At 59.5% G+C, this 484-nt stretch carries 1 protein-coding gene; it reads left to right on the forward strand.

Annotation, left to right across the window (positions count from 1 at the left end):
* A partial coding sequence (locus OMK64_RS21605) for a phosphatase PAP2 family protein (protein ID WP_272730177.1) occupies window positions 1-484 on the forward strand: 484 nt, incomplete at both ends.

A 484-nucleotide genomic window follows, 5' to 3' on the forward strand; every position in this document is an offset into this window, starting at 1 on the left:
CGGCACGCTGGTGTTCGATTGGGAAACCCATATGCCATTCTGGGCGTGGACCATCGTGCCCTACTGGTCCATCGACCTGCTCTACGGGTTTTCCCTGTTGCTGCCCAACACCCGGCATGAGTTGAAGCAACATGCGCTGCGTTTGCTGAGCGCCCAGGTGATCGCCGTGAGCTGCTTCCTGATCTGGCCGCTGCGCTTCACCTTCGAACGGCCGGAACTGGACGGCGTGTTTGGCTGGCTGTTTGCAGTGCTGGCGGGGTTCGACAAGCCGTTCAACCAGGCGCCATCCCTGCACATCGCGTTGCTGGTGATCCTGTGGGTCATGTACCAACGCCATACCCAGGGAATCTGGCGTTGGCTCGTGCATGGCTGGTTCGCGTTGATCGGCATTTCGGTGCTGACCACTTATCAACATCACTTTATCGACTTACCCACAGGCGCCCTCGCCGGTTGGCTGTGTGTGTGGTTGTGGCCGGTGGAACAT

Origin of the sequence: Cellulomonas fimi, from assembly GCF_028527925.1 — a bacterium.
Lineage (GTDB): Bacteria > Actinomycetota > Actinomycetes > Actinomycetales > Cellulomonadaceae > Cellulomonas > Cellulomonas fimi_C.